Genomic DNA, 25,030 nt, shown 5'->3' with positions numbered 1-25,030 from the left:
GGGTTCCTCCTCCCATCAACCGCGGCGGCTACAAGAGCTTGCGCTTCGCGAGGTTCTTCATCAAAGCCGTCAGCCCGAAGTCCCAGGGCGGGCAGGCTTCACTGTTTTCCACCCAATTCACCAGTCGCCCAAGCCTTGGCGACGAAATCTCGACGCGGTCGCCGATCTCGTGCGTAAAGCCCAGACCCTTGCCGCGCCGATCCTTGACCGGTGCAAACATGGTGCCGAGAAACAACACGGCGCCATCAGGGTATTGATGGTTGCGGTTGAGAAGCTGCGAAACGAGATCTTCTGGCGTGCGGCTAATTGCCTGCATCGGGCTGACGCCCGTCATCTCGAAACCTTCAGGGCCCTCGACGACAAGCGAGATCTCCGATTTCTTGACGTCTTCGAGCGAAAATTCGCCGTCGAACAGTCGGATGAAGGGACCGAGAGAACAGGATGCGTTGTTGTCCTTTGCCTTGCTGAGAAGCAGGGCGGACCGTCCTTCGAAATCGCGAAGATTTACGTCATTGCCAAGCGTCGCACCGACAATCGCACCCGTGGATGTGACAGCAAGCACCACTTCCGGTTCGGGATTGTTCCAATCCGACTTCGGGTGAATGCCGACCAGCGACCCGCAGCCGACGGCCGACATGGGTTGAGCCTTAGTGAAGATTTCCGCATCCGGACCGATCCCGACTTCGAGATACTGCGACCAGAGCCCCATATCCTGCAACAGCGCTTTCACGCTTGCCGCCTTTTCTGAGCCGGCTACAAGTCCCTTCAGGCTGTCGCCCAGAACCGGCGCCAGGCGGCCGCGGATCTCCTGGGCCCGAAGCGGATCGCCCTTGGCCTGTTCCTCGATGACCCGTTCCAGCATGCTGTCTGCGAAAGTTACGCCTGCGGCTTTGATCGCCTGCAGGTCAACAGGCGCCAGCAGCGTTCCGGCAGTGCCGTCTAGGAAGTCATTGAGAGAGCCGAGATCCGTCCAATCGGTAGCGGCCGTCAGGCGCTCCACCAGGCCGTCGATCTCAAGCAGTGCTGACAGCGTCGCAGCGAGCGACGAAAGATCCAGAAGCCTGCCATTCCGGTAAAGGACAGGGCAGGGGCCGTCCGCAGCCTTCGACCAGACACGACCAACCAGAGTGGCGGTCTCGGAATCCTGCGGCAAAATCAGTTCGGGCGTCAGCCCGCCATGTATAGTCATTATGATCCTCCAAGCGGCCGATCGATCAGGCCTCCACCCGTCAATCTGTTGTCCGATGTCTGACAACGTCGCTTCAGCTTTCTACTGAGTGTTTTTCTTCGTGTCCAGTACTGCAACCCTGTCAATTCTGGGGATCATCTATACAATATACGCGGGCAAAGAACGCCGACGCACGCTGTCGTTCCGGTGCGCCCCAATGAAGTCGATGCAAGCTGACCAGGCGACGGATGAAGGATCATCCTACCTCGAGCGGTGACGGACGATCCAAAAGGATCCCAGTAAAACCTGCGGCTGTTTGCGCACTGGCGCGGATCTGGAGCGGGGCAACGGCGTCGGTAAACTTCATTTGAAATCGCTCGGCGCTTGCTAGGACGGAGGTTCAGCCTAAGTGTTGCGCATGGGCAATTTAAAAGAAGGCGTTCTCAACGCGATGGCTGCCGACCAAAGTGCAACGGGCTGGCAGTCGGATCCCGATCGAAGTCCCGACTTCCAGTATTCCGGACTTCCCGTCCGGTGGCGCCGTCGTATCGTTCTGGCGCTCAACCTCGCAACGATCGCGGGGCTTGGGTATGTCGTCTACCGACTTCTTTCCCCAGGTGGCATTGATGGTGCGGAAGCCGTCATGCTGATCGGGTTCATGCTGGCAACGCCGTGGACGGTGCTTGGGTTCTGGAACGCCGTGATCGGGATCGTCCTCCAGCACGGCCCCGGCGACCCCTCCAACAGCATCTACCCCTTCTATCCGCAGGGTCAGGGAAGCCAGCCGATCGCTTTGTCGTCGCGGACAGCGCTGACGATATTCCTGCGCAACGAAGATCCGCGGCCCGTCTTTGCCCGGATAGAGGCGATGCAGAAGAGCCTTAAGGCGACCGGCCTTCAACGCCACTTTCGGTTCTTCGTCCTCAGCGACACGTCCGAGCCCGACATCATCCAGTTGGAAGAAGCGGGCTTCGATCTCGTTGCCGCTCATGTCGTGGTGGATGGCGGTAACCGGCCGGTCTATCGTCGTCGTGCTGACAATGCCGGTTACAAGGCGGGCAATATTCAGGACTTCCTGAAGGAACACGGAAGCCGCTACGACTTTTTCCTGCCGCTGGATTCCGACAGCGTCATGTCCGGCGACGTGATGATACGGCTGGTGGCTGCCATGGAGGCACGACCTGAGCTCGGGATTCTGCAGACCCTGGTCGTCGGAGTGCCCGCCGAAAGCGGCTTTGCCCGGATGTTCCAGTTCGGCATGCGTCACGGAATGCGGTCTTTCACGCTCGGCTCCGCATGGTGGAGCGCTGATTGCGGGCCTTACTGGGGGCACAACGCACTGATCCGCGCCGCGGCATTTGAGGCCCACTGCAATCTGCCCGTTCTCCCGGGATCGCCGCCATTGGGCGGCCATGTGCTGAGCCACGACCAGCTGGAAGCGACCTATATGCGTCGGGGCGGCTACGAAGTTCGTGTGCTGCCGATCGAGACACAGAGCTTCGAAGCCAACCCACCGACATTGCTGGAGTTTGCCAAGCGAGATCTGCGATGGTGCCAAGGCAACATGCAGTATTGGCGTTTCCTTTTTGAGCCGGGCCTCAAGCCGCTCAGCAGGTTTCAGCTTTTTCAGGCCGTCCTGATGTATGTGGCACCGCCGGCCTGGATCGTCGCGACGTTTGCCGCCGCATGGAAGGGTGTGACCGGCGGCTTTGATGCGACCTATATCGAACTCGGCTTCTGGTCGTTCATCACCATCTTTCTTCTGTCGGTCACCCCCAAGATCGCCGGCGTCGTCGATGTGCTGCTTACCCCCGGCGCGATCCGCTCCTATGGCGGACCATTGCGCTTCGGTCTGTCGGCGGTGATCGAACTCCTGGCCTCGATGATCATGGCGCCCATCGTTGCCGTCTATGTCTCGGTGTTCCTGATCGGTCTTCTGTTCGGACGTTCGGTCACCTGGAGCGGTCAGAACCGCGACCGGCTCGGCGTTACGCTTTACACAGCCATCAAGGCGATGGGCCTTCAGACATTGATCGGCGTTGTCCTTGCTACGATCATCACGGGCCTGATCGGTGGGTACGCGATCTTCTGGGCTCTGCCTGTGGTCGCCGGTCTCTGTCTGGCGATCCCGTTCACGGTCTTCACGGCCTCGCAGCGGTTCGGTTACTGGACGACCCGCCTCGGACTGTTCGCAATTCCCGAGGAAGGCTGTCTTCCGCGGGTCCTCACCCGCCTCGTTCCGCATGAAGCCCGTCTCTGGCGTCGTCCGTCCGTCAAAGTTGAAGGCAAGTTTCCCAAGCCGGCACGCGATGGTCAGGCATGACGATAGCGCAAGCATTGTGGCTGGTGCGAGAAAACCAGCCTGAAGTGCGAGAGACGCCGCTTGGTCCGCTCGGGCACGGCGATGTCCTGGTGGAAAGCCTGTTCGGCGCCATCAGCCGCGGTACGGAGTCCCTGGTGGCAGCCGGCTCGGTCCCCGAAAGCGAATACGACAGCATGCGGGCGCCGTTGCAGGATGGAGAATTCCCGTTTCCGATCAAGTACGGCTACGCGGTGGTCGGAACCGCAAAGGACGGCCCGGAAGCGCTTGTCGACCGGACAGTATTCTGCCTCTATCCGCATCAGGATGCCTTCCACGCCCCCGCTGAGATGGTCGTGCCGGTTCCAGCAGGCGTGCCCGCCTCGCGCGCCGTCCTTGCAGCCAATATGGAGACGGCCCTCAACGGCGTTTGGGATGCCGGCATTCTTCCAGGCGACAAGGTCGCGGTCGTCGGTGCAGGGCTCGTCGGGCTTCTGATTGCCTATCTCGCCGCAAGGATCCCCGGCACCGAAGTCACCGTCGTGGACGTCAATGGCGATCGCCGCGGTCTTGCCGAAGATTTCGGATGCCGGTTTGCATCACCCGAACAGGCGAACGACCGTGCCGGCGGATGCGATGTGGTGATCCACACGTCGGCCACGGCCGCAGGTCTTGCCACATCCATTGCGCTCGCCGGCTTCGAGGCGCGGATCGTCGAGATGTCGTGGTATGGCGAAGGCAGCGTGAAGATTCCGCTGGGCGGTCGTTTCCACAGTCAACGCCTGTCGATCGTCGCTTCGCAGGTCGGCAACGTACCGGTTCAAAGGCGCGCAAGGTGGCCGCTGTCGCGACGTCTGGCCGCGGCACTTGCATTGCTTGCGGATGACCGCCTCGACAAACTCTTCTCCGGCGAGACGGACTTTCCCGACCTTGCCCAAGACTATTGCCAAATTCTCGCCGATCCCGGCACCCTTTGCCACCGTATCCGATACCGTTAGTCTGAAAGGACATTCCCCGCATGTTTGCAGTTGAAGTTCGCGACCACATGATGATTGCCCATAGCTTGCCACGGGAGGTATTCGGCCCGGCCCAGGCGATGCATGGCGCGACCTTTATTGTCGATGCCGCCTTCATGACCGAAGATCTCGACGAAAACGGGCTCGGCGTCGATATCGGCCTTGCAACGACGGTGCTGAAAGCAATCGTTGCGCCGCTCAACTACCAGAACCTCGACGAACTCGAAATCTTTCGCGGCAAGGTCACCACGACGGAGGTGCTCGCCAAGCACGTCTTCGATCAGCTGAAAGCCGGTATCGCTGCCGGCGATCTTGGTCCGGGTGGCGTGCGCATCCGCCGCCTCAAGGTAACCCTGCATGAAAGCCATGTGGCGCGTGCCTGGTACGAGGCGGCGATTTGAACGCCGCATCAAGGGAGCGACGGCTGGTATTCGCCATCCCCGGCGATATCGACACCCGCAGCGGCGGGTATGGCTATGACCGGCGGATGATCGAGGAGCTCAGGGCAATCGGCTGGACAGTCGAGCACCTGCAGCTTCCCGGCGGCTTTCCGGAACCGAGCGAAAGCGAGCTTGCCGAAACAGCCGAAAAACTCGCAGCCCTCGCCGACGATAGTCTCGTTCTGATCGATGGCCTTGCATTTGGGGCAATGCCGGCAATTGCCATGGAGGAGGCGACCCGCCTCCGCATGATTGCGCTCGTCCATCATCCGTTGGCACTCGAAAGCGGCATTCCGGCCGGCGTTGCCGAGCGGTTGCGAAAAAGCGAGATGACAGCGCTAGGTGCAGCTAAAGGTGTCGTCGTCACAAGCCCCAGCACGGCGCGAACTCTGGTATCGCAATTCCGCGTGGCGCCGGATCTCGTGCGTGTCGCCGTGCCTGGAACGGAGCAGGCAAAGCCTGCATCGGGCAGCACCGGCGGGGACGGGGTGATGATCCTGTCGGTCGGATCGCTGACGCAGCGCAAGGATCATGCGGCGCTGATTTCAGCGCTCGAGCGCATCTCCGATCGCCCATGGCAGTGCCGGATCGCAGGCAGCGATGACATGGATCGCCAATGCGCCGCCGCTCTGCGACGACAGATCGAGGCGTGCGGGCTCAGTGATCGCGTCACGTTGACGGGCGCGCTTGATGATGTGGCAGTCGAGTATGATCGGGCGGATATCTTTGCTCTCGCCAGCCGCTACGAAGGCTACGGCATGGCCTTTGCGGAAGCCATGGTGCGCGGCCTGCCGATCGTCGGCTGTCGCGGCGGGGCGATACCGGATCTGGTGACTGACGAGGCCGGGATCCTCGTGGAACCGGGCGACATCGCCGGGCTCGCCGAAGCTCTGGCGCTGCTGATCGACCAGCCGGAGACGCGACAAGCTTATTCTGCGGGCGCGCTTGCCGTTGGCCAGCAGCTGCCCGATTGGCCGGCAACGGCAAAGGTCCTTTCCGATTTTCTGGAGGAGATGCGATGAGTGGCTTCGACACAGTCTGGCTCGATCTGCGCGAGCCCGCGGACAATGCTGCGCGTGAACCCGACCTCCGGCGGTCTGCCATCGAAAGTGTGACCGCAGACGGGAACGGCGCGACGGTCGTCGATCTCGGCTGCGGAACCGGCTCCACTGTCCGCGCACTTGCGCCCCAGAGCTCGTCCTGGCACTGGCGGCTTGTCGACAACGATCCGCAACTGCTCGAAGAAGCGGCAAACAGGCTCGGTATGCCCGACCAGGTGAAATGCCTGCAGGCCGACCTTAGCCGTTTGGCGCCTGAGCCCTTCACGGATGCGAGTCTGGTGACAGCGTCGGCGCTTTTCGACCTCGTCTCAGCCGAATTTCTGGAGCGTCTTCTGCATCTCCTCGCGAAGCGTGACATCGGTCTCTATACGGCGCTCAACTACGATGGCGTCTGCAGCTGGGAAATCGCGCACGAAGCGGATGGCTTGGTTGTCGAAGCGTTCAACGCCCACCAACGCCGCGACAAGGGCTTTGGACCGGCGCTTGGTCCAACGGCGGAACCGGTCTTGTCCCGGTTGGCAGAGCAGGCGGGCTTCAAGGTTCTCACCGGTCAGAGCCCCTGGCGCCTCGGCGGCGATCAAGCCGAATTGCAGCGGCAGTTCATTTCAGGCTTGGCAAACGCTGCGGCTGAAACAGACCGGTTGGACGAAAGCGTTCTGGAAGACTGGCGACGGATGCGCCTCGAGATGGCATCGCGTTCGGCCTGCGAAGTCGGGCACTGGGATATGCTTCTCCTCCGCTGATTGGTTGCCACCCCGATCATCCCGCTGTCGGGGTGGAAAGAAGCCAGAGGCCGAAGACGGTATAGCCTACCATCGCAAGGGCCAGAAAAGCCTGACTGATGGTGGCGCTTGCCGGTTTCACGAAGTGCTTGAGCGCAATCATGTGGGCGATCAGAATGCCGATGCAGTGCCCGGCCACGATGATCGCGGTCTGTGCGATCCAGAGCTTTTCGACACTGCTGATGTCGATCAGCATCGATGCCGTGACGTGCCGATCGGCGGTTCCGAACAGATCCCAGCCAAGCGCAAAGGGATCCGAGATCGCAGAGTATAGATATTGCCCGTTGATCAGAAGCAGGGTGAGATAGTGGGCTGCATGGAAGGCAACCGCTATCGGAACAATCGAATAGACGAGATGCATGATGAGCCCGCGATCGGTGACTGAACGCACCTCTCCGGCAAGCCTGGCTCCTGATATGACGGCCGCGAAATAGATCATTGCGAGCAACGCCGGAGCTGCGATCAAGCCCAGCGTATTCGGCAGCACCACAGCACTGCGGCCGGGAAATTCGAGCGGGTTGACGCCGATCGTCGAAAGCCAGGTGAAGGTTTCGGCAAAGCCATCGAAGGACGCGGTTCCGAGCGTCAGCAGCAGGAAGAGGGCGGCGCTGATCGGCGGCGGCTCTGCCGCGACGCAGTTTTGCCCAGGCCAGCGGAATTGGACACTCGCCCATATTCCGGACTTCGGCGGCGTGATCTCGAAGGGCGCGATCATCCCGATCATGCGGAAATACACGGAGAAGGGTTCGCCCCGCTCTGTCCAGTCCCGCTCTCCGAACACCAGCATCGCGAGGAAATTGAAGAGCCAGTAGACCGACACGGCGATGGCCAGACGGGGAGGGTCCTCCGGCGCAAGCGAGACGAGCTCATACCAGGCAAACATCGGAAACAGCAGGATAGCCGGGAGGTAGCCGACGGCCTCCGGCAGCTTCAGCAGGCGAGCTTCACCAAGCCTACCGCCCGTCGCTCGCTGCAGGATACGGAGAGGTCCCATCCAGGGGTTGAGCCATGGCCACAGGTTCCCGACCAACGCCTGCAGCAAGGTCAAGGCCACCCAGAACAGCGTCCAGACGACAAGCGGCAACGGATTTTCGAGCGGATCGGCGGTCGAATAGCGGCCGGCAACGATCAGTACCAGCAGAAGCAGGAAGCTCAGCGTGCTGACCATCGCAATCGGTGGCACCGCCCGGCGATCGAGCGTGATGGAGGCAGTACCGGCATGTGTGAACCAGCGCGACGGAACCAGCAGCAATGCGACGAAGGTAACTGCGACGACGATCGCGCCGCCTGTCAGGTAATATTCGGTCGGCAGCAGCATCACCAGCCCGCGTTCCGTCCCGTGCGCGCTGGCCGTGCAGGGCATGAGCGTCCACAAGAGAGCTGCCGTCGCCGATGGACAGGCCGGCAACCGGTGTTTTCGGGGAAATGACGGCAACGGGTTCATCCTGCGTCTGGTGGCGTGATCGGCTGAAACATCATGCCGGGATGGAGAAGCGTATCCCATACCACGACATCTTCGCTCAGACTGGGCCTCGTGCCGCTCCTGTCAGGTCTCCTGATCAGCGGAATTCTTTGCTATAGGACATGGTAGGGCTCTTATTGTCGGTGGCACCTGGTAGACCATCGACTATCGCATCAGCATGATGGGCGTCAGTACCGTTGAGAGGAAAATTTCGAATGACCGACAAGACTTCAGCACCGAAATCCTCGGTGACCCGCCGGACGACCCTTCTTGGAATGGGCGCGGCAACGGGTGCGGGCATTCTTTCTTCCGTCTCGCCGGGCTTCGTCCGATACTCGCACGCCCAGACCTCCGCCCCGATCAAGCTCGGCTTTGAATGCCACCGCACCGGTATCGGCGCATCCTATGGTCGCTGGTACGAGCGCGTCGCACGCGCTGCCGTCAAGATCATCAACGAGGAGGGCGGCATCAACGGCCGTCCGGTAAAACTGATCGTTGAAGACGATGGCACGGATCCGAAACGAGGCGCCGAAGTCGTCGAGAAGTTCGCGACCCAGCATAAGGTCGATGCTGTGTTCGGGACGCTGTTTTCACACGTTGTCGTCGCCGCCGCGCCGCGGGCGGGCGAATTGAAGATGCCTTATCTCGTGGTGTCGGAAGGCACCCACGTGTCCTCAGGCAGCCTCAACCGCTATTGCTTCCAGCCCGGCATTACCGATGTTCGCAGCCAGGTCACTTCAGTGGCACCCTGGATCACAAAAAACCTCGGCAAGAAGGTCACGATGATCTTCCCGGACTACGCCTTCGGCTATGACCACCGCGATAATCTTCCGCCCGCCATCAAGGCGCAGGGTGGTGAGGTCGTCGAGATGATCGCCGTTCCCCCGACGGAAACATCGTTCACGCGCTACCTGCCGCGAATTCCCGCAGACACCGACGTGCTCTACCACATCATGGTCGGTCCGGCGGTTCTCACCTTCGTCACCGAGCTCGGTCAGTTCTACGGCTCGCAGCGACCCCAGATCTTCGGCTTCATCGATAGCGTCGAGGCCGTCGATCTCTCGACGCCGCAACTGGGCTTCCTCGATGGGACCTACTTCTGGGAGGGCATGCCCCGTTATGCCCAGAAGGACCAGAGCGAATGGGACAAGTTTTATCGCACGGCCGTGGGCGTCAACCAGAATGGCGCAAGCACCGCCGATCCGAAGGACATCGCCACCTACGCCCATATGTACGGGGTCTGGGAAACCCTGTTCACCATCAAGCAGGCGATGCAGACGGCCGGATACAACGGCCCGCAGGACAAGGCCAAGTTCATCGAAGCCTTGGAAGCGATCGAGACATTCGAGGAAGGCCGAGACCATCCGCAGGGCAACAAGATTTTCAACGGCAAGAACCATCAGGTTTACGGCCATCAGAACATCTCCAAGGTCGAAGGCGGCCGGATGGATGTCGTGCACCGGACATCGATCGAAGACGGGATGTACGAGGTGACCGCCGACTACACGAAAATGTCGCTCTGACTGCTGCTTTTGGAAGGGATCGGCTGACCGGTCCCTTCGCTCTTCACCCCGCGTCGTTTTTCCTGTCTAACCGCAGCAAATCAGGCGAGGGGACAGTCGTGTCCGTGCATAGGAGCTAGGGTTTGGCGTTCGGTCCGTTTCTGCTGCTGGCGACATTGGAAGGACTGCTGCAGGCCGCGGTCCTCACATTGACCGCACTCGGCCTGTCTCTGGTGTTCGGCGTCATGCGCGTCGTCAATGTCGCCCATGGCGAATTCTATATGCTCGGCGCTGTTGTCGCTTGGTGGGTGGCGTCGATGTTCTCGCTGCATCCGGCAGTCGGTTTCTTCGCAGCGCTCGTCATCAGCCCGCTGATTGTCGGCGCGATCGCATTCGCCAGCGAGCGGCTGATCCTGAAGCGACTGAACTACGATCCGGAATCGACCATCGTTGCCACGATCGGCATGCTCTACATCATCCAGCAGACGGTCCTTCTGACCTATGGTCCGGATGCGCGGCCGGTGTCCGCTCCGTTCTATTACCGCATCCAGCTGCCGTGGTTCGGCTATTCCGGTTACAACCTGTTCGTCATCGCAGCGGCGATCGTGTTGCTGCTGGCGGTCTGGTTCGTGCTCAGCCGTACACGGCTCGGGCTCATCATGCGTGCCACGCAGCTCGACCGCGAGATGGCGCAGGCCTTCGGGATACCGATCGAACGCGTTTATGCCTTCGTTTTTGCCGCCGGGGCCATGCTGGCGGCGATTGCTGCGGTGCTGATCGTGCCGATCCGTCAGGCCCATTACCTGATGGGGCTCGATCCGCTGCTTCTCTCCTTCATCGTCGTCATCCTTGGCGGCCTTGGCAGTCTGCGAGGCACCGTTATCGCCGCGCTGCTGATAGGATTGAGCGACGGCATCATTTCGGTGTTCTTCTCACCGACGCTTGCGAAGATCATCTCGACCCTGCTTGTCACCCTTGTTCTGGTGTTCAAGCCGGAAGGTCTGTTCGGGGCGAAGGCGCGATGAGAAGCGAAAACACCATCCGCGTCATCGCGCTTCACGTGGGCGTGCTGGCAGCTCTCTTTCTTGTCCAGTTCGTGCTGCCCGATTATCACCACCTCGCCCTGACCCGCGTCATGCTGTTGGCGATCTATGCCATGGGCTACAACATGCTGTTCGGCTATACGGGCCTGCTGAGCCTCGGACATGCGATGTTCTTTGCCGCCGGTCTCTACGGCGCCGGCATGACGGCCTATTACACCGATCTCGGCGTGCCACTCGCGTTTCTCATCGGAATTGTCTGTGGTGCCGCCCTGTCGCTCGTCATCGGCGTGATTGCTCTGCGAACGACCGGCGTCGCCTTCATGATTGTCACCATGATGTTCGGCCAGGTTGCCTATCTCACGATCACCTACTTCACCGACTATACCCGCGGCGAAGAAGGCCTGACGATGCCGACCTCTGCGCGCAGTTTCGATCTTCTCGGTTTCCACGTCGACCTGACCAACGCGGTCCAGCGCTACAATCTGGCGCTCGGCCTTCTGGCTCTGACACTGCTCGTCATCTTCGTCGTCGTCAGGGGACCAATCGGCAGGGTGTTGATCGCGATTCGCGAAAACGAGACGCGCACGCTGATGCTGGGCTTTGATACATTCAGGATGAAACTCGGTGCGCTCGTCCTGTCCGGCACGATCTCCGCCATGGCCGGTGCCGCCTACGGGCTGATGTTTGCCTATATCGGCGCAACCTTTGCCACCATCCAATATTCGATCGAAGCCCTGCTCTTCACGTTGCTTGGCGGTGCCGGAACGATCCTCGGTCCGCTGCTCGGCTCGATCCTGATGTTCTACATGATCGACATCACCAGCGAGTACACGCAGGCCTATCTGCTGGTGACCGGCATCGCGCTTGTGGTTCTGGTCCTCTTCTTTCCGAAAGGCATTCTCGGGACGATCCGCGAAAGGTGGCTGCCATGGCTTCCGTGACCCTGCTTTCTACCAAAGGTCTCAGTCGCCACTTCGGAGGGCTGAAGGCCGTCGACAATGTCGATTTTACCATGAGAGAAGGCGAGATCCGCGCGCTGATAGGTCCGAACGGTGCCGGGAAGACGACCTTCGTCTCGCTGCTGGCCGGCCGTATCGCCCCGAGTGCCGGGTCGATCGAGTTCCTGGGCAAGGATATCACCGACCGACCGGCGCATCAGCGCGTGCGCGACGGCATTGCCTATACGTTCCAGATCACCAGCATCTATCCGACGCTGACCGTGTTCGACAACGTGGCGCTGTCTGCCCAAAGCGCGCTGAGGCGTCACCCCGGCTCGAAACGGTCTGATATTGCCGAGAAGGCGCAGGAAGCCCTGGACCGCGTCGGCCTTGCGGATCGAACGGGAGAAAAGGCCGGGACCATGGCCTATGGGCACCAGAGGCTTCTTGAAGTCGCGATGGGACTGGCGCTGGAGCCGAAACTCCTGATCCTGGATGAGCCGACGCAAGGCTTGTCGGATAGCGAGATCGAAAGTTTCTGCCGGCTGGTCAAGGAAATCGCCACGTCTGCAACGGTCCTTTTGATCGAGCACAACATGCCCGTCGTCATGCAACTCGCCGACACGATCACGGTTCTCAACCACGGTCAAATCCTCGCCGAGGGGTCGCCCGGAGACATCCGTGCCAACGCAGCCGTGCAGGCCGCCTACCTGGGAACCGGTTGATATGCTCGAAGTCTCGGATCTCGATGTCTATCACGGCAGCAGCCAGACGCTGCAGGGTATGTCGCTTACGGTGGAGAAGGGCGAGGTTCTCTGCCTGCTCGGCCGCAATGGTGCGGGCAAGACGACGACCCTGCGTGCCATCATGGGTCTCGCAAAGACCGGTGCCGGTAGTATCCGGCTGGATGGTACCGAAATTTCGGCGCTGCCGGCGCATGAAAGGCCACGCCTCGGCATCGGCTATGTGCCGCAGGGCCGCCGGTTGTTCTCCGAGCTGACCGTGCGGGAAAATCTCGAAATCGGCATGATGACGCGGCGCAGTCCGCAGCGCGTGCTCGACGAAACGCTTTCGCTGTTTCCCCGGCTGCAGGAGCGCCTCGGCCAGGTTTCCGGAACGCTGTCCGGCGGCGAACAGCAGATGCTGGCGACCGCGCGCGCCTTATGTCTCGATCCGAAGGTCATCCTTTTGGACGAACCGACCGAAGGCCTGATGCCCTCGATGATCGCCACGATCCGCGATGTCGTGTTGACGCTGCGCAATCAGGGGAAAGCAATCCTGCTGGTCGAGCAGCGGGTCGAGGCCGTGTTATCGATCGCCGACCGCGTCTGTTTCGTCGAGAACGGCAAGGCGCAGGCAGTCATGCCGGTTGAGGCGTTGAGGGCCGATCCGTCTCTTCTGTCCCGCTACGTCGGTGTCGGCTAAAGTTCGGCGATCTTGAGCGGCTCGATCGTGATCACCAGTCAGACCATGCCGACCTGGCCGGAATGCAGCCGGTTGTATGCGCCCCGACGTTCGATGAGGTCCTGATGGGTGCCCTGTTCGGCAATACCAGAATCGTCAATGACGACGATTCGATCGGCGCCCTGGATCGTGGCGAGCCGGTGGGCGATGATCAGCGTGGTCCGCCCCTGCGATAGTTCGGCAAGCGAACGCTGTATCGCACGCTCGGTTTCCGTATCGAGCGCGGAGGTCGCTTCGTCGAGGATCAGGATAGGAGGATTTTTGAGGAACATGCGGGCAATCGCCACCCGCTGCTTCTGGCCGCCGGACAATTTCACACCGCGCTCACCGATGACCGTATCGAGACCCTCCGGCAGGTTTGCCAGCATGTCCTCAAGACGTGCGCGGTGCGCGGCTTCGACAATATCAGCCTCGGAAGCGCCCAGTCTTCCATAGGCGATATTTTCCCGCAGCGTACCACCGAACAGGAAGACATCCTGCTGCACGATGCCGATCTGCTGGCGAAGGGATTCCTTCGTCATCTTGCGGATGTCGATCCCGTCGATCGTGATGCTCCCCGACACGACTTCGTAGAACCGCGGAAGAAGCGAGCATATGGTTGTCTTGCCGGCGCCCGAGGGCCCCACGAACGCGATCGTCTCGCCAGCGAGGATATCGAGGTTGATCTCTTCGAAGACAGTCTTCGTCGCGGTGTAACCGAACGTCACGGACCGGTACGCGATCTCGCCTTTCAGGTGATCAACTGCGACCGCATCCGGTGCATCGGCAATATCCGGCTCCGTGTCGATCAGCTCGGTAAACCGTCTGAAGCCTGCGATCCCCTTCGGATAGGTCTCGATCACCGAATTGATCTTCTCCACCGGACGAAAGAAGATGCCGACGAGAAGCAGGAAACCGATGAAGCCGCCCGCCGTCAGCTCGCCGGCCAGCACGAAATAGGCGCCGGTCACCATCACCACCATCTGCGTCAGCCGCATGCTGAGGTAACTCATCGAGCTGGTGGCGGCCATCAGCTTGTAGGCTTCCAGCTTTACGCGGCGATAGCTTTGGTTGTCCTTTTCGAACAGCGCCCGCTCGTGACCCTCGTTCGCGAAAGCCTGCACGACGCGCATACCACCGACGTTTTCCTCGATGCGTGCGTTGAACTCGCCGATCCGGCTGAAAAGCCGATGGAAATTCTCGGTCATGCGGCCGCCGAAATGGCTGGTTGCCCAGGCGGTCACAGGAACGATGGTCGCAGTGATGACCGCCATCTGCCAATTGACCGAAAACATCAGCAGAAGAGCGCCGATAAAGGTCATCAGCGCAATGAACAGGTCTTCAGGCCCATGATGCGCGACTTCGCCGATTTCCTCGAGATCCTTGGTGAGGCGCCCAACGATATGGCCGGTCTTCTGATTGTCGAAATAGCCGAACGAAAGCTTCTGTAGGTGGTTGAACGCCGCCCGCCGCATGTCTGTCTCGATATTGATGCCGAGCATATGGCCCCAATAGGTGACGACGGCCATCAACCCGGTGTTGAGGACATAGATGACGAGAAGGCCAGCGGACGCGAGGATGATCAGCAGCCATTCCTGGCTCAGCAGAAGCCTGTCCACAAACAGCTTCACCGCCATCGGAAAGCCAAGCTCGAGTAACCCGGACACGATGGCGCAGCCGAAGTCGAGGAGGAAAAGGGTCTTATAAGGCTGGTAATAGGAGAAGAAGCGGCGAAGCATGCTGACCTGCAGACGATGTCACATCCGGCCTGCAGCTATGCAGGCCAGAGGAGAGAACATGAGTAGACCTCTCATATTCGAAAAGCCGGCCGAAAGGATAGTGCCGTTATGCCACGGCACGCCCTTCACTTCGCTTAGGCGGTCTGCACAGTTGTGATCAGCCGCGTCCGAACTCGTCGACGATGCGGATGATGTCGTCTTCGCCGAGATAGGAACCGGTCTGGACCTCGATCATCTCAAGCATGATCTTGCCGGGGTTGGCCAATCGATGGACTTCACCCTGCGGAATATAAACGCTCTCGTTCTCGCGCACTGTCTGCACGGTGTCACCGATCGTCACCTCGGCCGTGCCCTTGACGCAGATCCAGTGCTCGGAGCGGTGGTGATGCTTTTGCAGCGACAGCTTCTTGCCCGGCGTGACGAACAGACGCTTCACCTGGAACCGATCGCCGTTGAGGATCGAGGTATAGCCGCCCCAAGGGCGGTAGGAGGTTGGGTGTGTTTCGGTGAGTGCCGAAGTCGCCTTGGCGGCGGCGAGTTGCTTGACGATATTGCCGACGTTCTGACTGTCGTCGAGGCGGCCGACATAGACGGCGTCCTCGCTGGCGATAACGGCAATGCCATCCAGACCCTGCACGGCCATATGACCATGGCGAGACAGGACGAGCGAGTTCTTGGTGTTGATCAGCGTCGCGTTGCCGAGCGCGACGTTGCCGTCCGCATCCTGCGCGCCCAGCTTCCAGACCGCATCCCAGCTGCCCATGTCTGACCAAGTGAAGGACGCCGGCACGACAGCAGCGTTTGCTGTCTTTTCCATGATCGCATAGTCGACCGAGATGTTCGGGCTGGCCGAAAACGATGCCTCGTCGAGGCGCAAGAAATCGAGGTCACCGGATGCCTTTGCAACGGCAGCGCTTGCAGCTTCAGCAACAGCGGGCGCAAAGCGGGCGAACTCGCTGAGAACCACGCCAGCCTGGAACATGAAGATGCCGGAGTTCCAGACAAAACCGCCAGACGCCAGCATCTTTTCAGCGTCCGGCAGGGCTGGCTTCTCAACGAAGCGCTTTACCGTGTTCGCACCGCTTGAGAGCTGGTCACCGATCTCGATATAGCCATAGCCGGTCGAAGGCTCGGTCGGGGTGATGCCGAAGGTGACGAGCTTGCCGCTTGCTGCCGTCTTGCGTGCGGTCTGAATGGCATCGAAATAGGCCTTGCCGGCTTCGATTTCGTGGTCGGAAGCCAGCACCTGCAAGATCGCATCATCGCCGAACTTGTCAGCCACGAAGGCCGCGGCTGCGGCAACGGCCGGTGCCGTGTTGCGTGCGGAAGGCTCCAGCATGATTGCCGTGAGTGGAAGGCCAAGCTCGCGTGCCTGTTCGGCGGCAAGGAAGCGGAAATCTTCGTTGGTGATGACGATTGCAGGCTTATAGAGCGTCTCGTCGGCAACACGCGCAAGCGTCGCCTGAAACAGCGTCTGGTCGCCGATGAACTGTATAAACTGCTTTGGTGCAGAAGACCGTGACAACGGCCACAGCCGCGTGCCCTTGCCGCCTGCCATGATTACGGGAATGATCTTGCCAACCATAGTCTCAGTCTCCACTGACGCTTTTGCTTTTGAGATTTGTCATCGGTTACGTACTGCCGCCCAATGCCGAATGAGATCAAGCCCTTGATCCAACAATTCCGAGGCGGCCCGTTCATCCGGCGCTTCGACGTAGCAGCGCATTTCAGGCGCATTTCCAGACGGCCGAAGATGGATGATGCGCCCGTCCTCAAGTGTCACGCGAAGCCCGTCTATTTCGCTTTTCGCAGTGACCGAGCCGATGGGCGCGAGGAAAGCGAAAAGATTGTCGTCGGATGCCCGCAGATGCGCCATCAGTGCCGCACTCGTTTCCACGGGGAAGTTTTCCAGCCGGTCTGCCGCTGCAAAAGCAAGCGGATGATCGGCAACGATGCGCGATAGCGGTTGCTTGGCGTTCGTGAGAAGCGAAAGCGTCGCGAGCGCCGGAAGGAAGCTGTCGCGAGTTGGCAGCGCTTGCAATGTGCCTCCGGCAACTGTGAAATCGGAGCCGGTCAGCGTGCCGCCATTGGCCTCGAACCCGACGATCGCCGTTTTGCCATCCTTGGCTGCCGCCTGCATGGCGGCAATGACGAATGGTGAGCCGACCTTTGTTCTTACAACCGTATAGTCGCCGGCAGCCTCTATCCGTGAATTGGACGTGACTGGAGTGGCGACCACTTCGGCATGGAGGAAGTTTGCCGTGATCAGGCCCAACAGATCGCCTCTGAGCGGCTGCCCCTTTTCGTCTGCGACGAGCGGGCGGTCGCCATCACCATCCGCGGAGACGATCGCGTCGAGATGATATTGTGGGGCCCAACCCTGCAGCAGCGCAATCGTCTCGGCAGAGACGGCTTCCGTATCGACGGGAATGAAACGCTCAGAGCGTCCGAGCGGCAAGACCTGCGCCCCCAGCTTTTCAAGAACCTGAACGAAGAGATCGCGCGCGACTGTGGAATGCTGATAGACACCGATAGTCAATCCGGCCAATGCATCCGGAGCAAGCAGCATGACGTTCCGTTCGACGAAAAGTGCTTCGGCCTCCACGTGCTGATCCGAAGCTTCGCCCGGAGTGGCGTCGATCTCTTCATCTGCCATGGCGCCGGCGATCGCCGTGATCCGGATCTCGTCCTGTTTGTCGATCTCACCATCGGCACGGTAGAATTTGATACCGTTGCGATCATCCGGGATATGCGATCCAGTGATCATCAGGCCGGCAGCCGAGAGCTTCATACCGTAAAGTGCCAGCGCGGGAGTGGGTATGGCCCCACAATCGATGGCGTTCAGTCCTGCCCGCTGCAAGGCGCCGATACAGGTTGCCGCAATCCTCGGGCTTGAGGCGCGGAAATCACGTCCCACCAGAACCGGATCCCCCGGCTTGGCAAGACCGGCCTCTAAAAGATGGCGTGCGAACGCTGTGGTGTAGAGCGCCGACGCTCTGCCTTCGAGATCAGTGACAAGACCGCGAAGGCCGCTTGTTCCAAATTTCATGATGCGTCTGTTTCGATTGGTCGGATAGCAATGATTGTGGGAGCCAATACCATAAAAATATGGAACGTAGCTATAGACGCTTGAACGGTAAAAGCGAGAGTATATGGAGGCGTATAGTTAAATAATCACAAGTCATATTTCCGCTTTGATTCGAAAGACCGTGATAAACTACTAAAATATACTTTGCTCTGGATGTGGTATTGCTAAAGCATTCCCAGTGTTGGGCGTAATTTGGATTGGGGCTAATATGAAAGATTTCCGCGGGGGGTGGCTGCCAAAGAACGCTGTCTATAGATCAATTGTTTTTATCCACTGGTCAGCACTCGCCTTAGCGCTTTTGAATTTTGGCGCCGTGCAAATTTCCACTCTCGCGATCTACGGATTGGCAAGTGCTCTCCTGCTTTGTATCGCCGTCTTCGTCCGAGGGATCCCCAAGGCAGGGGAGCCGGCAGTGAAAGCGGGTATCGTATTGGCACTGGTCGCCTTCGCATGGGTAATGTTCCAGACTACTCCACTGCCTGAAGCAATCTTCAGTCAACCGTCGTGGAGAGACCTGGCCGAGTTTCAGCTCGATGCTTCCCCGGTAATATCCTTGACGCCTGCGGATGACTGGGCATCTTTGCTTCGTTTCCTCGTGCCGGTTGAGGTCTTTCTGATCGGGATTATTCTGTGCGACAGCGACGAACGAGCGATCGCCACCCTCAGAGGCCTGGCGATAGCAGGAGCAGTTGTCGCTCTTCTGTCCATCGCCCAATTCCTGATCGCGCCCAAGACACTCCTCTTCATCGCAAAGACGGCTTACCTCGAAAGCCTAACCGGCTTCTTTGTCAATCGGAACACCGCCGCAACCTATTTCGGGATTGTCGCCATCCTGAACTATGGAATCCTTTCGTCTCACGTGCGGTGCGTTGAGGTCCGGCGAATTCTCGCGTCGCTGGATCAAGGCAGGGGTCTTCCATTCGATCAACGAAAGGCAGTTCGAGGAGCACTAAGCTTTGCGATACTGTTTATGGTACCGGTCACGGCTCTTGTGCTGACGAAGTCCCGGGCCGGGGTTGCGGCAAGTTTTGCCGCGCTTCTGTTGATGACCCTGTTGTTCGTGTTCAGATCTTCGCAGAACAAGCATCCTGTCCCTGCGCTTCGAGGTACCGGACTTAGATCCATCCGCGTAGGCGCATTTCTTACAGCGATTGCACTAACCGGCTTATTCGCAGCAGGCTTCCTGTCGCTTTCTGGCAGAGCTTTGCTCCGAGCAGAAGTGCAGGGCGCAAGCGACGGCCGCTTCTGCATCATGCCGGGATTGGTCTCGGGGGTATCCGATCATTTTCCGTTCGGGACCGGACTGGCAAGTTTCGAAACCGCCTTTACAGCGTATCGCGATCCGGACTGCGGCGTCTATACGGTTTGGAATCGTGCCCACGATGTCTATCTCGAAGCAGTCTTCACGTTGGGCGTCGCTGGCATACTGATTATCGCGTTTGGACTGGCCTTTATCTTATCGTGCCTCGTCAGAGGAATGGCAGCGAGGCGTCGCCTTCGTTATGTCCCGGGATCCGGCTTCGCGGTGGTTTTGCTGCTTGTCGTTCACTCCGCCTTCGACTTCTCAATCCAGATCTCCGGCCTCGCCATTTTCGTGGCTGCGACCTTGGCGCCGATCGTCGTTGTCTGCGTTGCCGATCCAAAAATCGGGTCGAAAAACAGGCGAAATCGAACGATCCAAACAAGTGTGGCGGGGCAATTGCCGTTGGCGCCCAGCCTGCGAGATAAACAGTTGCCTGCTTGAAATATGCAGCTTATCCAAAGCATCTACATTAGTAAGATAAGTTCTATTGTACTATTTTATAGCTTAGGCACAAATAATATATATAATTATCAGTTAAATATGTGATTTATCAGCAACAAAGCTTCGTTTCGCTCTCGATTCATTTGTTACTTTCCAATCTAAACTAGAAATAAATAATCTCGTGTGCAAGTTTCGCTTGGGGCTTCTAAGGGGACACACGTGAAAATCAAAACCGCATCGACTTTTGTTCTTGTGGCGACGTCATTCCTGTCGGGATGCACAGCGCTGCCAAACTCTGGACCAGATTCTCGGCAGGTGGAGGCGCAGGCAACTGCAAAGGTTACATCAGCCAAAAAGGCACAGGCCGTCGGGATCGACTATGCTCTCGTCGACATTAGTAAATCTGTGCTTGCTTATGTAGAGGATACAAAGGCGACCTCCCTCAAAGGGGGGTTCGGCGGCGGTCGTGGCGGAGCCCCGAGCTTGCCGCTCGGCGTTGGTGACGTCGTTCAGGTCTCCGTCTTTGAATCTCAGTCCGGCGGCCTGTTTATTCCCAACGACGCCGGGAGTCGTCCTGGTAACTACGTGTCGCTACCGAACCAGACAATCGATCGGGAGGGTACGATCAGCGTCCCTTACGCCGGTCGTATCCCGGCCGCCGGGCGTCCGGTGGAGGACGTCCAGCGACAAGTTGAGGATGCACTCGCCAATCGCGCGATTGAGCCGCAGGTGTTGATCACGAAGGTCAGCAGCCGATCTGCTCAGGTCGCGGTTCTGGGCGACGTACGCTCGCCTGCGAAGATAGAGTTGACGGAAGCTGGTGAGCGCGTGCTTGACGTCGTTTCAGAAGCCGGCGGCCTGAGCTCGCCCGGCATCGAAACCTATATTACGCTGCAAAGACGCGGAAAATCGGCGACTGTCCTTTACGATTATCTGGTCGCCACGCCGTCTGAAAACATCTATGTCGCACCTGGCGACACCATTCTGGTCGATCGTGAACGTCGAACCTACCTTGCATTTGGCGCCTCGGGTCTCAATGGCAGGTTTGACTTCGAGGAATCGAAGCTGACCCTTGGTGAAGCACTGGGGAAGGCGGGCGGATTGCTGGACTCGCGTGCAAATCCGGCGCAGGTCATGCTCTACCGCACAGTCAAGAAAGACTTCCTGGCTAAGCTGGGCGTGGATACCAGTCGGTTCAGCGGCGAAATGGTTCCCGTCATTTTCAGAGCCAATATGAGAGATCCTTCGGCTCTCTTCGCTGTCCAGAAGTTCCCGATGCAGGATAAGGACACGATCTATGTGTCCAACTCCGACTCCGTCGAAACGCTGAAGTTCCTCAACATCCTGAATTCTGTGACTTCGACTGTCGCTGGTGTTCCGTCGGATGCCATCGCCACCCGCGATGCTGTTCGAGAACTCGCCCCGTGAGTTTTGGCCTCAAATTCACAAGTTAACAGTAATTTAATCTCTCTATTGATGATTTTTTACTTCTGTGCGATGGATTGATTAGTTTAGTAACCTTCGGGAGACAGTCATGCCTAAGTTTTTCATAAGTAATATTGCAGGTATCGCGCTTGCCACTGCTCTAGTTTCAGGTATTGCTGACCTTTCTTCGGCTCATGCACAGTCGGCTTTGCCAACGGCGGGATGCTTCGTCGCGCCGGCGCGGATGTCTGATGCCGAGATCAGCGCGTTTCTCGCAGCTCCAGAAAGTCTGTTGTCGCAGTTCTCGTCTGGCGGGCTTCCACTGTCCAATCAGGCTCGTTCGCTCGCCGGATCCAGCGCCGACGCACTGTCCCCGCTGATTGCCATCGCTGCAAAGGCTAATGCCGGTCAGGCTGCCGCGATCGGCGCGGGGCTTGCTCGTGCCGCAAGGGCCTGCGCTACCGTCAATCCCGAATATGCCTCCCGTATCCAGGACGCTATCGCGGACAGCGGCAATCGCGCCCTCGAGACAGCGTTTCTCGCGGCCAACAGCGAAACGCAGACTGCGTCTCTTGGCGGCGGCCTCAGCGGTGGCGGCTCGGCAACCGGTGGCGCTGGCGCGATTGGCGGCGGCGGCACGCCAGGTGGCGGCAGCAATGGTGGCGCTGGAACGACTGCGTCGACCGGCTCGGGCTCGTCCAGCTTCTCTTCCGGCGGCGGTAGCGGATATTACGCGAGCGAAGACGGCGGCTCGACGACGATCGTCGAAGGCAGTTCGACCACGGCGTCGTTCTGAGGCGGCTACTGTCTGGCATTTCATTGAGCGAGGTTTTTCTTGCAGATTCATAACAAGAGTTTCTCTGGTGGCCTGCAAGGCGACGATGTCGATCTAGAGCGCTCCGTTCAAGGAATTGATTTCGACGCTGTTTTAGCGATCGCCAGACGACAATGGATGATCGTAGCGGCCGCAGTGGCGGCCGCTATTGTCCTAGGATTGGCGTATATATTCACGGCAGTTCCTCTTTATACGTCCAACGTCAGCGTCTTGATCGACCAAGGCAATAGAGAAGTCGTTCAGCAGCTTTCGACAATTGGTGGCGTGGTCGACGACGAGGGTTCCGTTCTCAGTCAAGTTGAACTCCTGAAATCGGACACGATTGCCATGTCCGTCGTGGATAAGCTCGACCTTACGAATGATGCGGCGTTTGCGAGTGCCGGAGGGTCTATCATTGGAACGATGGTCGGAACGCTCCGGTCGCTGGCAAATGTCTCTTCTTGGTTCGTTGTTGAACCCGAAACTAGCGATCAGGTGGAGGCGAAACGCCGCGCCGCTGCGAACACGCTCCTTTGGAACATGGAGATCAGCCGCGTTGGTCGCACTTATGTTTTGAGCATCAGCTACACCTCTCCATCGTCTTCTCTCGCTGCGAAGATCGCCAACGCGATCGGAGAGGCCTATCTGGTTGACAAGCTTAATTCGAAATATGAGGCAACCAGGCGCGCAAGCGGCTGGCTGCAGGATCGCATAGCCGAACTGCGCCAGAAGGCTTTGGACTCGGATCTTGCCGTCCAGAAGTTCCGCAGTTCCAACGGCCTCGTTGCTGCCGGCTTGGTTCTGGTTGCTGACCAGCAGTTGTCCGAACTCAACAGCGCATTGATCGTCGCGCAGTCCGATACCGCAAAAGCTGAGGCGCGCCTGCAGCGGATCGCGCAGATCATCGCTTCGGGCCAAGGAGACGCGATCGTTACGGATGTTCTCGACAGTTCCATTTCCAACGAACTGCGCCAGAAATATCTTGATGCCTCCAAGCGGGAAGCGCAGATATCCGATCGTCTCGGAGTCAATCATATTCAAGCGATCAGGCTGCGCAGCGAAATGACGGAATACAACCGTCTGATGTTCGAAGAGGTCAATCGTATCGCCGAAAGCTACAAGAGCGATCTCAACGTTGCCAAGGCCCGGGAAAAGAGCCTGACGGATTCGGTCGCGCAGGCCACAGGCATCAGCGCCACCGCGAGCGAGACCCAGGTACAGCTGAGAGAACTCGAGCGGGAAGCTGACACCTACAAGAACATGTACCAGACCTTCCTGCAGCGGTATCAGGAGGCCATACAGCAACAGTCCTTCCCGGTCACAGAAGCACGTATCATCACGCGAGCAGCTGCACCCGACAGTCCGAGCCATCCCCGCAAGCCATTGGTGCTGGCGCTGTTCGTGATTATCGGTGCCGCGGTCGGGAGTGGCCTTGGCGCGTTTCGTGAGTTCCGGGACCGTTTCTTCAGAACCGGCGAACAGGTTCGCGACGTTCTCAATCTGGAATTTCTGGGCATCGCGCCAATAGTGGCTCCCGGAAAGGCCGTCGATGCTCCGGATAACTCTGACGGTCGTGGCTTTGGCCAGGTTCGAAAGACCCATGCCGTTTCGAATTACGTCATCGATCACCCACTCTCCGCCTTCGCGGAAACGCTTCGAAGCGCCAAGATTGCTGCAGACCTCGCGCTTACCGGCAAGAGTTGCAAGATCATCGGCGTCGTTTCGTCATTGCCTGGAGAAGGCAAGTCAACGATTGCGGTGAATTTTGCCGAGTTGCTGGCGGGGCAAGGAAACAGAACCGTCCTGATCGACGGCGATTTGCGCAACCCGGGCGCGACGCGGGCGATCGGGAGACATGCGGAATCCGGCCTTCTCGAAGTGCTCATCGACAACAAGGATCCGCAGTCGCTTTTCCTCCGAAACGATCGGACTAAACTTGCGTTCTTGCCTGCAGTTGTCCGTCACCGCATTCCGCATTCGTCCGAACTGCTATCGTCCGCGCGCATGCGCCAGGTGCTCGCAGACATCAGCAATACCGCAGACTATATCATTATCGATCTGCCGCCTCTTGGCCCGGTCGTCGATGCCCGCGCCATTGCAGGCCGAATTGACGGGTTCATCTTCGTCACCGAATGGGGCAAGACAGCACGCCGGGTCGTTCGTCAGGTTCTCGCTTCCGATCCCTATGTCCGCGACAAGTGTCTTGGTGTCGTGCTGAACAAGGTCGACCAGGAACGGATGAAGCTCTACCGAGCCTATGGCTCCAGCGAATATTATTACTCGCGATACTCCCAGTACTACCAGGAAGGCTGAGAATGACGCGGCGTGGTCGCAGACCGCTTCTCATCGGAGCGGTCGTCCTGCTCTGCATGGGAAGCCTGGCGATCTCGGTGACACAGATCTCACGCTACGCCCGGTTCGGGACCATGCGACACATCGCGGCCCAGATTGAACGCGACAAACCGGTCTCGCGGGAGTTGCTCGAAGGAACTCTACCGCAGATGAGACTGCTTCTCAGAGACGATGTTTGCCAAAGCGAGTTCGTCAAAGCAGCTGTAACGGTTACGCTCTTCCGGCTGGATACACAAAGCCCGGATGTCGATTACGACAACTGGTCGAGCGCGCTTGGGGAGGCAGAGACCGTGGTTCGCTTTGCGCTTCACTGCCTCCCGAGTGATGGAAACTTCTGGGTCCGGTATGCGATGGTCAGGCAAGCGGTCGGGGAACAGCCAGAGGAAATCGCAAAGCTCGTCACGCTGTCACAGCTTTACGCTCCCGCAGAAGAAAACACGATTGCGGCGCGGTTCCGCTTGTACAACCGCCTGACGAAGCCGAGCCTTACCCTCGCGGCAGCACCGCTGAAAGCGGATCTTGCGGTGGTATGCTCCTTGAAAGGCGCTGCCCTGCGGCGGCGTTTGCCTTTGGCGAACCCAGTCCTTGCCCGTGAGGTCCAATCTTACGCGCAAGATTGTCAACTCGGTCGATCGTTGCGCGACAAAACGGGGAGATAGGTTCGGCCACCCAGCCGGGCGTCAGATCGTTCGAGAACGGTCGGTCGCGACCAGT

Annotated in this window: 20 protein-coding genes; 15 read left to right on the top strand and 5 right to left on the bottom strand. The window is 59.2% G+C overall.

Annotation, left to right across the window (positions count from 1 at the left end):
- Nucleotides 1-28: 28 nt before the first annotated feature.
- On the bottom strand, nt 29-1,189 hold the full coding sequence (locus AC0JZ8_RS23970; RefSeq protein WP_062576644.1) for a fumarylacetoacetate hydrolase family protein: 1,161 nt from the start codon (nt 1,187-1,189) through the stop codon (nt 29-31).
- Between the two features lie 397 nt (nt 1,190-1,586).
- On the opposite strand from AC0JZ8_RS23970, the gene mdoH reads away from it, so the two are divergent.
- From mdoH to AC0JZ8_RS23945, 5 genes are read left to right on the top strand one after another with little or no spacing between them, the layout of a single operon-like run.
- Nucleotides 1,587-3,491: a glucans biosynthesis glucosyltransferase MdoH gene (mdoH, locus tag AC0JZ8_RS23965; protein WP_471893770.1), complete on the top strand. Its 1,905-nt coding sequence runs from the start codon at nt 1,587-1,589 to the stop codon at nt 3,489-3,491.
- Nucleotides 3,488-4,465, top strand: a complete 978-nt coding sequence (locus tag AC0JZ8_RS23960) for a zinc-dependent alcohol dehydrogenase (protein WP_471893769.1) — start codon at nt 3,488-3,490, stop codon at nt 4,463-4,465. Before mdoH ends, AC0JZ8_RS23960 begins: the two co-directional genes overlap by 4 nt.
- 20 nt (nt 4,466-4,485) lie before the next feature.
- The gene (locus AC0JZ8_RS23955) at nt 4,486-4,884 is read left to right on the top strand and encodes a 6-pyruvoyl trahydropterin synthase family protein (protein WP_062458601.1); all 399 of its coding nucleotides are present in this window, start codon (nt 4,486-4,488) and stop codon (nt 4,882-4,884) included.
- On the top strand, nt 4,881-5,945 hold the full coding sequence (locus tag AC0JZ8_RS23950; protein ID WP_471893768.1) for a glycosyltransferase family 4 protein: 1,065 nt from the start codon (nt 4,881-4,883) through the stop codon (nt 5,943-5,945). The genes AC0JZ8_RS23955 and AC0JZ8_RS23950 overlap by 4 nt, the downstream gene beginning before the upstream one ends.
- On the top strand, nt 5,942-6,727 hold the full coding sequence (locus AC0JZ8_RS23945) for a class I SAM-dependent methyltransferase (RefSeq protein ID WP_471893767.1): 786 nt from the start codon (nt 5,942-5,944) through the stop codon (nt 6,725-6,727). Before AC0JZ8_RS23950 ends, AC0JZ8_RS23945 begins: the two co-directional genes overlap by 4 nt.
- A gap of 16 nt (nt 6,728-6,743) precedes the next feature.
- Here AC0JZ8_RS23945 and AC0JZ8_RS23940 read toward each other — a convergent pair whose 3' ends face one another.
- Nucleotides 6,744-8,129, bottom strand: a complete 1,386-nt coding sequence (locus AC0JZ8_RS23940) for a hypothetical protein (RefSeq protein WP_471893766.1) — start codon at nt 8,127-8,129, stop codon at nt 6,744-6,746.
- Between the two features lie 314 nt (nt 8,130-8,443).
- Here AC0JZ8_RS23940 and AC0JZ8_RS23935 point away from each other — a divergent pair, with 314 nt between their 5' ends.
- The 5 genes from AC0JZ8_RS23935 (at nt 8,444) to AC0JZ8_RS23915 (ending at nt 13,136) form a co-directional block, all read left to right on the top strand.
- A complete protein-coding gene (locus AC0JZ8_RS23935; RefSeq protein ID WP_471893765.1) occupies nt 8,444-9,751 on the top strand; it encodes an ABC transporter substrate-binding protein in 1,308 nt (435 codons plus the stop codon).
- A gap of 122 nt (nt 9,752-9,873) precedes the next feature.
- On the top strand, nt 9,874-10,755 hold the full coding sequence (locus tag AC0JZ8_RS23930) for a branched-chain amino acid ABC transporter permease (protein ID WP_471893764.1): 882 nt from the start codon (nt 9,874-9,876) through the stop codon (nt 10,753-10,755).
- Nucleotides 10,752-11,714: a branched-chain amino acid ABC transporter permease gene (locus AC0JZ8_RS23925; protein ID WP_471893763.1), complete on the top strand. Its 963-nt coding sequence runs from the start codon at nt 10,752-10,754 to the stop codon at nt 11,712-11,714. The genes AC0JZ8_RS23930 and AC0JZ8_RS23925 overlap by 4 nt, the downstream gene beginning before the upstream one ends.
- Entirely contained in the window at nt 11,702-12,436 is a 735-nt protein-coding gene (locus AC0JZ8_RS23920) for an ABC transporter ATP-binding protein (protein WP_471893762.1), read from the top strand. The genes AC0JZ8_RS23925 and AC0JZ8_RS23920 overlap by 13 nt, the downstream gene beginning before the upstream one ends.
- A gap of 1 nt (nt 12,437) precedes the next feature.
- Entirely contained in the window at nt 12,438-13,136 is a 699-nt protein-coding gene (locus AC0JZ8_RS23915; RefSeq protein WP_471893761.1) for an ABC transporter ATP-binding protein, read from the top strand.
- Between the two features lie 38 nt (nt 13,137-13,174).
- On the opposite strand, the gene AC0JZ8_RS23910 is transcribed toward AC0JZ8_RS23915, so the two are convergent.
- The 3 genes from AC0JZ8_RS23910 to AC0JZ8_RS23900 all read right to left on the bottom strand — a co-directional run bounded on the left by AC0JZ8_RS23910 (nt 13,175) and on the right by AC0JZ8_RS23900 (nt 17,942).
- Nucleotides 13,175-14,893, bottom strand: a complete 1,719-nt coding sequence (locus tag AC0JZ8_RS23910) for an ABC transporter ATP-binding protein (RefSeq protein WP_471893760.1) — start codon at nt 14,891-14,893, stop codon at nt 13,175-13,177.
- 157 nt (nt 14,894-15,050) lie between these two features.
- Nucleotides 15,051-16,478 (bottom strand): mannose-1-phosphate guanylyltransferase/mannose-6-phosphate isomerase, encoded by a 1,428-nt coding sequence (locus AC0JZ8_RS23905; protein WP_471893759.1) that lies wholly within the window; start codon nt 16,476-16,478, stop codon nt 15,051-15,053.
- Between the two features lie 39 nt (nt 16,479-16,517).
- Nucleotides 16,518-17,942 carry a phosphomannomutase gene (locus tag AC0JZ8_RS23900; protein WP_471893758.1) on the bottom strand — a complete coding sequence of 475 codons (1,425 nt, stop codon included), beginning with the start codon at nt 17,940-17,942 and terminating at the stop codon, nt 16,518-16,520.
- A 247-nt stretch (nt 17,943-18,189) separates the two neighbouring features.
- Between AC0JZ8_RS23900 and AC0JZ8_RS23895 the strand changes: the two genes are divergently transcribed.
- From AC0JZ8_RS23895 to AC0JZ8_RS23875, 5 genes are all read left to right on the top strand, one after another.
- The gene (locus AC0JZ8_RS23895; RefSeq protein ID WP_471893757.1) at nt 18,190-19,725 is read left to right on the top strand and encodes an O-antigen ligase family protein; all 1,536 of its coding nucleotides are present in this window, start codon (nt 18,190-18,192) and stop codon (nt 19,723-19,725) included.
- A 219-nt stretch (nt 19,726-19,944) separates the two neighbouring features.
- On the top strand, nt 19,945-21,153 hold the full coding sequence (locus AC0JZ8_RS23890) for a polysaccharide biosynthesis/export family protein (protein ID WP_092664360.1): 1,209 nt from the start codon (nt 19,945-19,947) through the stop codon (nt 21,151-21,153).
- 106 nt (nt 21,154-21,259) lie between these two features.
- Nucleotides 21,260-21,946 (top strand): hypothetical protein, encoded by a 687-nt coding sequence (locus tag AC0JZ8_RS23885; protein WP_430252945.1) that lies wholly within the window; start codon nt 21,260-21,262, stop codon nt 21,944-21,946.
- A gap of 72 nt (nt 21,947-22,018) precedes the next feature.
- Entirely contained in the window at nt 22,019-24,277 is a 2,259-nt protein-coding gene (locus AC0JZ8_RS23880) for a polysaccharide biosynthesis tyrosine autokinase (protein WP_471893875.1), read from the top strand.
- A 2-nt stretch (nt 24,278-24,279) separates the two neighbouring features.
- Nucleotides 24,280-24,975, top strand: coding sequence for a hypothetical protein (locus AC0JZ8_RS23875; RefSeq protein WP_113165051.1), 696 nt, complete (start codon nt 24,280-24,282; stop codon nt 24,973-24,975).
- The last annotated feature ends 55 nt before the right edge of the window (nt 24,976-25,030 follow it).

Source organism: Velazquezella soli, from assembly GCF_977018685.1.
Note: the sequence above shows the minus strand (reverse complement) of the source record. Positions and strands in the feature narration are given on the sequence as shown.